Raw genomic sequence first — 8,327 nt, forward strand, 5'->3', positions numbered from 1 at the left:
CCCCCCCCCCCTCGAGACGCCTAAAAATAAGCGTCTACAATAATATTTAGCAAAAGTCGGAACTATATCCCCTGCGTAGCAGCATAGGGCTTTAGTAAAATGTGAATTATTACTGCCAGTCAAGATTATCCTCAATTCTTCATAAAATTATAGATCAATTAAATGTTGAATAATAAAAAAGTGGTGGATAAGGGCAATACGCCATAACTGGCAATGAAAATCTTGGAGCACCTATTGGATAGTAGTGCCTACCTGAACCGCATCATCTAATCAGTCTCGTGAAGTACGACCATAATGTTCACAAGACATATGAAGCAGGTCTAAAACTCAATTCAACGTTTCGTTGATTTCTAAAAAAACTTAAATTATGAAAGGATTTACACATGAAAAAGCTAGAAATACTATCTCTGATTTTAGATATTTTTTCTACGATAGTAGAGATCATATTGCTGATAGGTATAACACCATTTTTATAGGAAAGTCCCTTGTATCAAATGATATAAGGGATATGTACAGCAAACAAAATCAGACTAGTAGTCAACGTGACTTAAGAGCTAAGCCCTAAAATAAATTCACCTAACCAAGAACATATGATACAATCATCATTGTAAAGATTTAGTCTTACATATTCTTTACTAAAAATAATAGAAGGTTAATAAAATGTCTACAAAGAATTTTAATATGCGTTTGGATACAGATACTAAAAAACAGTTAGATAATGTCCTAGCTAGCTACGGATTGACTACGCCTCAAGTTTTTAAGTTATTAGCAAACCAAATTGTTAAAACTCGAAAAGTGCCTTTGTCTTTTGACTGGGTTGAACCTAACATGGAAACTCAGAAGGCTATGCGTGAAGCTCTGAACAGAACAGATTTTACAGAAAGTTATACGCCTGACGAGCTTCTCAGAACACTAGAAGAGCCAAATGATGCGAAAGATAGTTACAGAGAACAAGTTTAAAAGAGATGCGAAAAAGTTAATTACCCATTTGATGACACCTGAATGGGCTGAAGCTATAAATTGCTTATGTAAAGATTTACCCTTACCTGAAAAGTATAGCGACCATGCTTTAGTAGGTGAGTGGAAGGATTTTAGAGACTGTCATATCAAACCTGATGTAGTGCTAATATACTTAAAAAGAGGCGATGATATCTTACAACTGGTAAGGCTAGGTAGTCATTCAGAACTGTTTGGTTAACACTTAGAAGTTATTGGCTCAAGAGTTGGCTAGGGTATGATTCTAGCCAACTCTTAGCAATGGATCTAGATAGCCATTGATGTGAAATGTATAAGAAAATTAACACGACGTTTAATGACGTATACCCTCTTTAAACGCTTGTTTACTCCTCAATAAAACGTCAAAATTAGAAGCATATTAAGAGTAGTGGTCAAGCCGCTACAAATATGTGATTTACGTTGAATAATATAGAGGAGAGAGTCAAATGAGTGGTAAGTTAGAAAGTAATGATACAACGCAAGAGACAACAATTTTCGGAGCAATTGGTATAGCAATTTTCCTCATATGTGCCGGTATTGTTTACTCAATCCCAAATACATTTCCTGAAGGAACTCTCTATATTCTTGCAGGTGTTATAATTATCTTAGTTAGTATTTTTAACGCTTTTAAAGGTATTGGGTGCGATTGGTCATACATAGCAATTGCCATAGTATCTATCCTATTCGGAGCTAATAAAGTACTTGATTTAGGAATAGGATTTTTACCAGGTGCACTTATCGTAGTAGGGATTGTTAGTTTGTTTTTAAACTTAAATAGACTTAGAGTTGGAAAAAAATAAATACCCCTATACCTATGTTTTAGTTAGGTTTTTATACTTATCATCACTTCTCATTATTCAAACTATCATACGCTTACTTTTCTTCAAAACAGAGTAGATTAAAAAGCACAAAAAATAAACCCCCCTAATACTTGACGTAATAGGGGGGTTTATCGTTTAATGTTCGTTAACGGTTACAGCGTGCTGGAACACACTGTAACGACCAAATAAGCATTCAAACTGCGTTATTTGACCAGCAATTAAGCCCATTAGGGCATATTTTAAGCCAAATCTAGGCTAGATTGCAATCAAATTACCTCTTTTAGCGACTATAAAACCCAGTTCTTACAAAACAAAACCGTGGTTTTACAATTTATTTGCTCGTTACCTTCCACTAATCAATGCCTTGTAACTGTTCCCTAGCAATGGGTGGCAGGCCTCAGTGACGACTGCATTGTATGGGTGACAGTAAGCTCTCGACAGGGGGTTCTAGACATATTGAGCAACGCAATGAGTGGTTATATCGTCTTTCGAAGCGGTACATTGGGTATGAAGCCCTTGCTAGCATTAGAAAGCGTATAGCGGTCAAGAGCGTGTCTAGGCGGTGCTATCAGCCGTAATCTTGACAGGATCAGCTTGATACAGTGATGATCTCCTGATGAGTGTCCCAAGTCGTGCCGAGGGCATGAGTAAGCACCGTCAAGGTAACAACACTAAAGGATTTGCAGTTTTTCAACTGTGAGTGCTTTAGGGTGAGTGTTCCCTGATTTCAGAACCCAGCCGAACCAAGAGCATGATAACAAGTGAGGCTTGGTCAGGTGTTATATAGCCCCTAGGCTATATAACATAAGAGATTGAAGAAAAATTTACTTTAAATGACTAATCAAAAATCAAAAAAAACATTCAATCAGCAGATTGAGTGTTGAGTTCGTTGATTAAAAAACTAATGTGAAAAGAAAATATTAGTCTGAAACCTTGAAAACAAAGGGCTACAGCTTAAAATGAACTTATTTTATTTGAACTAAAACAAATTATATTTCAAATAAAACAGCAAAAATATCTGTTTTTAGATAACCTTGGATTCCCGAAAAAAAAGGGCTGTAGCCAAAAAAATTCTAACTTGAAGGAATTATATTTTTCTAAAAACAACAAATTATATTTAAAAAACAACACGAAAAAAGTATGTTGTACTTGCTAGTGTTCACCTGATGACCAGCAGATTGCTGATAGAGTGAATTGATCTGTATCCGCATTTTTTATGTACGCCAAGCCTTTATTTTGAAGGTCTCTATGGTAATTGTTCATAGCATCTCCCCAAATGTCAGCATAGTGATTGGCCAGTTGGATCAACTCATTGCTGGTAAACGTTCCTCGATAGTCCACTTCACCAGCAGAGATATAAGATTCCATCCTATTGTCACGTTCGCTAATCCACTCTGGAATTTTTACCTTGTCGTTACTTTCATTGGTCGAAATAAAATAATCATAAGCCACGACTAAACCCCTTCTCGATGCTATTTCTTAATTCTGTGATAACGTCCTCTAAGCGGTCTAAATCTGTTTTGCGTGTGATGTTGCTATCAATCCATTTAAGCAGCTGCTCTGCTATCTGTGGATCATCTTTAGCGAGTGATAATATCATGCCACCAATGATGACCTTTTGGCCTGTCTCAAGTTTTCTCTGTTTTGTTTTTAGTCGGTTCAGCTCGTCTTGTTTACGGGCGATCTTTTGTTCTATTGTTGGCATAATCCTACCTAAAATATATCAATGGTTATGTTAGTATAACAGTGAATTGGAGTGCTTTCACTTATCTGTCTTTTTAGATAAGTGCGCACTTACGACTTGTAAAACCCTTACACTTCGTTTCATGGTTTCGACAAGTCCTAAGAGCGTCCTGCGGAGCAAAAGCCAAAATGACCAAATTTCAAAAAAAGGAATAAGAATAATGAGTCTATTTGAAGCATTAAGTTTTGAGAAGTACAAGGAGCTTGCAACCAGTGAACCGATCACGGTTGATCTAACCGCAGACCAACAAGCGGTCATATTAAAGACGCATGACTACGGTTTAAATGCCCTCACCGAGATTGAAGAGCGGCTGTTATTAGGCATTATGTTCACCCTAAAAAATGAGATACATCCCTAATGGCAATCTATCACGCCACCACCAAGCCGATCAGTCGTAGCAGTGGCAGAAGTGCCACGGCATCGGCTGCTTATCGTGCTGGTACTGAAATCAAGGACGAGCGAACAGGGCTTACCCATGATTATAGTAAGCGTGGGGGCGTTCTTCTTGCCACTGTTTTTGATAAAGACGATAACGAAATTGATAGAAGCGAATTGTGGAATTTAGCGGAACAAGCCGAGAAGCGAAAAGATGCTAGAACGGCTAGAGAGTGGATAGTTGCCATTCCTAGTGAATTGATGCCCGAGTACCCAGAACAATTAAGCGATGATGAAAGACGAAGTACTGAGCTACTGACTGATTACCAATTACGAAAAGAGTTTGCGGAGCATAACGCAAAAGATTTTTCAGGAACTCAAACCGCTTTAGATTTTGGAAAAATGCTATCTAAAAAATATGGCGTTGCGGTTGACGTAGCCATTCATGCTCCCGATGAGGAAGGCAGTAATAAAAATTATCATGCTCACATTATGACCACGACAAGAGAAGTCAGCTTGTCAGCTGATGGTCAAGTTGAGTTTGGCGACAAAGCGACCATCGAGCTATCAAATACTAAACGTAAGACGCTAGGGCTAGGCGCAACAAGCATTGAGATAAAAGAGCTTAGGGCAGAATGGGCGAAGATAGCCAACCAAGCCCTAGAGCGTAAGGGCTTTAATGAACGCATCGACCACCGCAGCTATGCCGAACGTGGCATAGAGCAGCTACCTACGCAAAAACTAGGGTGGAAAGCGTCAGCAATGGAGCGCAGAGGACTAGAAACAGACAGGGGCGACATTAACCGAGCTATCAACGCCGGTAATCTAAAAATAAAGGGTTTAGCGCTAGAAATTCGCATCGACACCAACAAGAAGGAAGAACAAAAAAAAGCCTTAGAGTTTCAGCAGGGCATGGACGCACTCAGAGCCAAGCAACAAGCAGCCAAGGCCTTACAAGCTACCAATACCCCACCGCCACCGCCAAAGCCGCAAATAGAGCCAAATACAGCCCAAGAGATAGACCGTAAGCGCCAACTGCTACAGGATTTTGACAAGGGGATAACTGGCAAGGCTGAAGAGATGCACAAGCATGAGCTGAAGGAGCTAAGGGAGAAAGCTAAGCCAATGCTGCAAGAAATTAATAAATTAAGGGATAATAAACCCCTGAATCCCTTTAAAACAAAAGCATGGCAGCAGGATTTGGATAAGAATTTAGAGCAATATAACAAGCTCAAAACAGCACATGACACCAAACAGGAAAAAGGAATTACCCCAGAGTATAAAGAAATAGCTAGATCGCTTTACTACAAAGCTTTCCCTGATAAATATAACCAGTTACGCGACATACAAAAAGACGTTAACTTATACGACCAACAGCAAGAACAGCAAGAGCTACAGCAACGGCAAGCCGAGTTAGCACAAAGACGGCAAGATAGAGAAGTGCAGCAAGCCGATAGGGGTAATGATAGGGATATTGATTACTAACATAGGGGATATGACCATGAGCGAGAAAAACGAGCCAAGCAAATTGACGCAGGACTGGATAGACCAATCAGCACTGAACGCCATTCAAATGAGCGAGGACGAGGACTTCAGACAACTAGTAGCGTTAAGAGCAACCAACTGGGGCAAGGGCATACAAAAGCGAGTGGAGCAGAAAATAAGACGCTCACAAGCGCCACACTTAGAAATCAAATAACTAAGAGAGGTACAAAATGTCTATTTCAAATTCTATCAAAAACTTCCAAGAATACGGTAACAACCCTAAAAACGGCTACATGGACGATGTTTTCTTAGACCTTGTTAAGCAGAGACAGCGATTAGGTGAACCACTGACCAAAGAACAAAAAGAGTTTTTAAAACAAAAAAGTGAGAAATAATCGATGAAAGAGAAATTTAAAGTATTTTATGAACCATCAGAACAAGATTTGTCTGAAGCTTGGTCTAATAGTGAGACGATATTTATATTTGATACAAATATTTTACTAAATTTATATCATTACTCTCAAGAAACTCAAGATGAGTTTTTTAAGATATTAAATCTAATTGAAGATAAGGTTTGGATTCCTTTCCATGTCGCTCTAGAGTACCAGCGGAGAAGATTGGATGTCATTAAAAACGAGAAATATCTATTTGATGACATCGAAAATAAGTTAAAAGATATTAAAACCTTGGCAAACAACAGCTTCTCTGGATTTAAGTTAAAAGTTAGAAACTCTGATTTATTCGAGATGGAAGAAGATTTTAAAAAAGAGGTTTGTTCATTAGCTGATAAATTCATAGCAGAAGTAAATAAAGCTGATAAGGCTCAACCTTCTGTGAGAACACACGATGAAATTAGAGCTAAGTTAGACGATTTATTAGAGGGAAAGATTGGAGAAGAGCCAGAGCAAACGTGGGTTACGGAAGTTGCCGTAGAAGGAGATACAAGGTATAAAAATGAAGTGCCGCCAGGCTACAAGGATGCAAGTAAAGGTAATGAAGATAGCAAAGCTGTTTTTATTTACAACGATATTGAATACCAAAGAAAGTTTGGAGATTTAATTATATGGAAACAGATCTTAGAACATCTTGAAAAACTAGATAGCATAAAAAACGTTATATTTATTACGGATGATATCAAAGAGGATTGGTGGGAAATAGTAAAATGTGATGGTAGTAAATTTATTGGTGCACGTACTGAACTCAAAAAAGAAATATATAAAAAAACTGGAATTAATATTTTTAAAATGTATAACTCAAAGGACTTCGTTGCTGCGGCAACGAGTTACTGTGGCATCCTTATAAACGATAAGGCTATTGAAGAAACTAAAGATGCATTTGATAGTTTAAATACATCCTCAAATGTTGTAGAGAAATATCAGTCAAATAATGATCTTGCAGCTAACTGGGAAGATATATTATCTGCTGTAGAGAAATATCAGGCAGATAATGATCTTGCAACTAAGTGGCAAGGTGCATTGTCCGCTGTAGAGAAGTATCAGGCAGATAATGATCTTGCAACTAAGTGGCAAGGTGCATTGTCTGCTGTAGAGAAATATCAGTCAAACAATAATCTTGCAGCTAACTGGCAAGGGGTTCTGGATATTATGGCAAAGTACAATAAAGACGCTAATAAGGCAGATATAATTAATAAAATAAGGAATAACATAAGTAACATAGATGATTTGGATGATGACCAACTATGACAGATTGACGGTTGAGCTAACGCCCTGCGGTTGTTGGATCACAAATTAGCCAGGACAGGCAAAAAAACTGCCTGATCTTGGCTAATTTGTGACCTAAAAACAAAATAAAAAAGGTGATCTATGAGATATGTATTAGCAACAACAGAAAGGGTTGTCAGATGGTATGTGTTCGACCCCAAAACGGTGAGCAGCACCACCTATTCATTGAGTGAAGTGCTAGATTTAAAAATAGTACCGTCAGCGGATAAAGCGACTGCTAAATTTTGGGCGCAAGAAATGGGGATAAAAACGTGGCGATACGTGAAATTGTAGAGATTATTAACCTAATTTTATAAGGAATAGATATGGTGACGAGTGCAAGTTTATTTGCTGTAGCGCTGATAGCGTTGGGGATTGTTTTGTCTCCCGGACCAAATATGATGTATCTGGTTTCAAGATCTATATCACAAGGACGGATTGCAGGAATGATATCTCTAGCAGGCGTTGGGGCAGGATTTTTATTCTATATGATTGCTTCAGCAATTGGCCTAGCTACGTTATTCAAAGCAGTTCCAATAATGTACGACATTATAAGAATTGCAGGCGCTATATATCTAGGTTACTTAGCTTGGAACATGGTTAAACCTAAGGGTAAATCGATATTTGTCGCTGAAGAGCTTAAACCTCATTCACCTCTAAATCTTTTCTCAATGGGATTCGTCACTAATTTACTGAACCCTAAAATTGCATTGATGTATGCAGCTCTCATTCCACAGTTCATTGATCCCTCCAATGGCTCTACTTTTAGTCAATTTGTACAATTAGGTATGGTGCAAATAGTGATAGCAATTACCGTTAATGGACTTATTGTACTTAGTGCTTCTTCAATCAAAAATACGATAGCTAAAAAACCCTCTGTAATGCTCATTCAAAGATGGGTATCAGGTACTGTACTTGGGCTATTCGCCATCAGCATGTTAAGACAGAAATCACCCACTGGCTAAAAGAGTAAATTGACCTTCAAAAGCCCTATTGTTCGCATAAAGGTAGATTATGGTAAATGGATTTAGGGGTGGAAAAGCACCGGCATACGTGCTCGAAAATAGCCATAAATCTCACCAAACTAAAAAGACCTTCAGAAATCCTGAAGGTCTTTTTTTGTCTGAAAAATATTAGCTCGGCTTAAAGCCGTACGTATAAGAAAGATTGGCTGCCCCCCCCCCC

11 protein-coding genes are annotated in these 8,327 nt (G+C 38.2%); 9 read left to right on the top strand and 2 right to left on the bottom strand.

Features of this window, described 5'->3' with window-relative positions; genetic code table 11:
- Nucleotides 1–660: 660 nt before the first annotated feature.
- The 3 genes from I6E86_RS13445 to I6E86_RS13455 all read left to right on the top strand — a co-directional run bounded on the left by I6E86_RS13445 (nucleotide 661) and on the right by I6E86_RS13455 (nucleotide 1,796).
- Complete coding sequence (locus I6E86_RS13445) at nucleotides 661–960, top strand: type II toxin-antitoxin system RelB/DinJ family antitoxin (RefSeq protein WP_087815162.1); 300 nt, start codon at nucleotides 661–663, stop codon at nucleotides 958–960.
- Entirely contained in the window at nucleotides 929–1,198 is a 270-nt protein-coding gene (locus I6E86_RS13450; protein WP_197177891.1) for a type II toxin-antitoxin system YafQ family toxin, read from the top strand. The genes I6E86_RS13445 and I6E86_RS13450 overlap by 32 nt, the downstream gene beginning before the upstream one ends.
- A gap of 244 nt (nucleotides 1,199–1,442) precedes the next feature.
- Nucleotides 1,443–1,796, top strand: a complete 354-nt coding sequence (locus I6E86_RS13455) for a hypothetical protein (RefSeq protein WP_197177892.1) — start codon at nucleotides 1,443–1,445, stop codon at nucleotides 1,794–1,796.
- Between the two features lie 1,173 nt (nucleotides 1,797–2,969).
- Here the strand turns inward: I6E86_RS13455 and I6E86_RS13460 are convergent.
- Complete coding sequence (locus I6E86_RS13460; protein ID WP_197177893.1) at nucleotides 2,970–3,269, bottom strand: hypothetical protein; 300 nt, start codon at nucleotides 3,267–3,269, stop codon at nucleotides 2,970–2,972.
- Nucleotides 3,259–3,522, bottom strand: coding sequence for a hypothetical protein (locus I6E86_RS13465; protein WP_197177894.1), 264 nt, complete (start codon nucleotides 3,520–3,522; stop codon nucleotides 3,259–3,261). Before I6E86_RS13465 ends, I6E86_RS13460 begins: the two co-directional genes overlap by 11 nt.
- A gap of 199 nt (nucleotides 3,523–3,721) precedes the next feature.
- Here I6E86_RS13465 and I6E86_RS13470 point away from each other — a divergent pair, with 199 nt between their 5' ends.
- From I6E86_RS13470 to I6E86_RS13495, 6 genes are all read left to right on the top strand, one after another.
- On the top strand, nucleotides 3,722–3,919 hold the full coding sequence (locus I6E86_RS13470) for a hypothetical protein (protein ID WP_197177895.1): 198 nt from the start codon (nucleotides 3,722–3,724) through the stop codon (nucleotides 3,917–3,919).
- The gene (locus I6E86_RS13475) at nucleotides 3,919–5,421 is read left to right on the top strand and encodes a MobA/MobL family protein (RefSeq protein WP_197177896.1); all 1,503 of its coding nucleotides are present in this window, start codon (nucleotides 3,919–3,921) and stop codon (nucleotides 5,419–5,421) included. Before I6E86_RS13470 ends, I6E86_RS13475 begins: the two co-directional genes overlap by 1 nt.
- Nucleotides 5,422–5,437: 16 nt before the next feature.
- A complete protein-coding gene (locus tag I6E86_RS13480) occupies nucleotides 5,438–5,635 on the top strand; it encodes a hypothetical protein (RefSeq protein ID WP_197177897.1) in 198 nt (65 codons plus the stop codon).
- 16 nt (nucleotides 5,636–5,651) lie between these two features.
- Nucleotides 5,652–5,816: a hypothetical protein gene (locus tag I6E86_RS13485; RefSeq protein ID WP_197177898.1), complete on the top strand. Its 165-nt coding sequence runs from the start codon at nucleotides 5,652–5,654 to the stop codon at nucleotides 5,814–5,816.
- Between the two features lie 3 nt (nucleotides 5,817–5,819).
- The gene (locus I6E86_RS13490; RefSeq protein WP_197177899.1) at nucleotides 5,820–7,124 is read left to right on the top strand and encodes a PIN-like domain-containing protein; all 1,305 of its coding nucleotides are present in this window, start codon (nucleotides 5,820–5,822) and stop codon (nucleotides 7,122–7,124) included.
- 344 nt (nucleotides 7,125–7,468) lie between these two features.
- Nucleotides 7,469–8,107 carry a LysE family translocator gene (locus tag I6E86_RS13495; protein WP_197177900.1) on the top strand — a complete coding sequence of 213 codons (639 nt, stop codon included), beginning with the start codon at nucleotides 7,469–7,471 and terminating at the stop codon, nucleotides 8,105–8,107.
- Nucleotides 8,108–8,327: the final 220 nt, after the last annotated feature.

The organism is Psychrobacter sp. SWN149, from assembly GCF_015864565.1.
Lineage (GTDB): Bacteria > Pseudomonadota > Gammaproteobacteria > Pseudomonadales > Moraxellaceae > Psychrobacter.

Bases quoted from the DNA above. Each gene is read 5' to 3' on its own strand.
- I6E86_RS13465 (WP_197177894.1), bottom strand. From the start codon at position 3,522: ATGCCAACAATAGAACAAAAGATCGCCCGTAAACAAGACGAGCTGAAC.
- I6E86_RS13480 (WP_197177897.1), top strand. From the start codon at position 5,438: ATGAGCGAGAAAAACGAGCCAAGCAAATTGACGCAGGACTGGATAGAC.
- I6E86_RS13445 (WP_087815162.1), top strand. From the start codon at position 661: ATGTCTACAAAGAATTTTAATATGCGTTTGGATACAGATACTAAAAAA.
- I6E86_RS13495 (WP_197177900.1), top strand. From the start codon at position 7,469: ATGGTGACGAGTGCAAGTTTATTTGCTGTAGCGCTGATAGCGTTGGGG.
- I6E86_RS13450 (WP_197177891.1), top strand. From the start codon at position 929: ATGCGAAAGATAGTTACAGAGAACAAGTTTAAAAGAGATGCGAAAAAG.
- I6E86_RS13485 (WP_197177898.1), top strand. From the start codon at position 5,652: ATGTCTATTTCAAATTCTATCAAAAACTTCCAAGAATACGGTAACAAC.
- I6E86_RS13455 (WP_197177892.1), top strand. From the start codon at position 1,443: ATGAGTGGTAAGTTAGAAAGTAATGATACAACGCAAGAGACAACAATT.
- I6E86_RS13475 (WP_197177896.1), top strand. From the start codon at position 3,919: ATGGCAATCTATCACGCCACCACCAAGCCGATCAGTCGTAGCAGTGGC.
- I6E86_RS13470 (WP_197177895.1), top strand. From the start codon at position 3,722: ATGAGTCTATTTGAAGCATTAAGTTTTGAGAAGTACAAGGAGCTTGCA.
- I6E86_RS13490 (WP_197177899.1), top strand. From the start codon at position 5,820: ATGAAAGAGAAATTTAAAGTATTTTATGAACCATCAGAACAAGATTTG.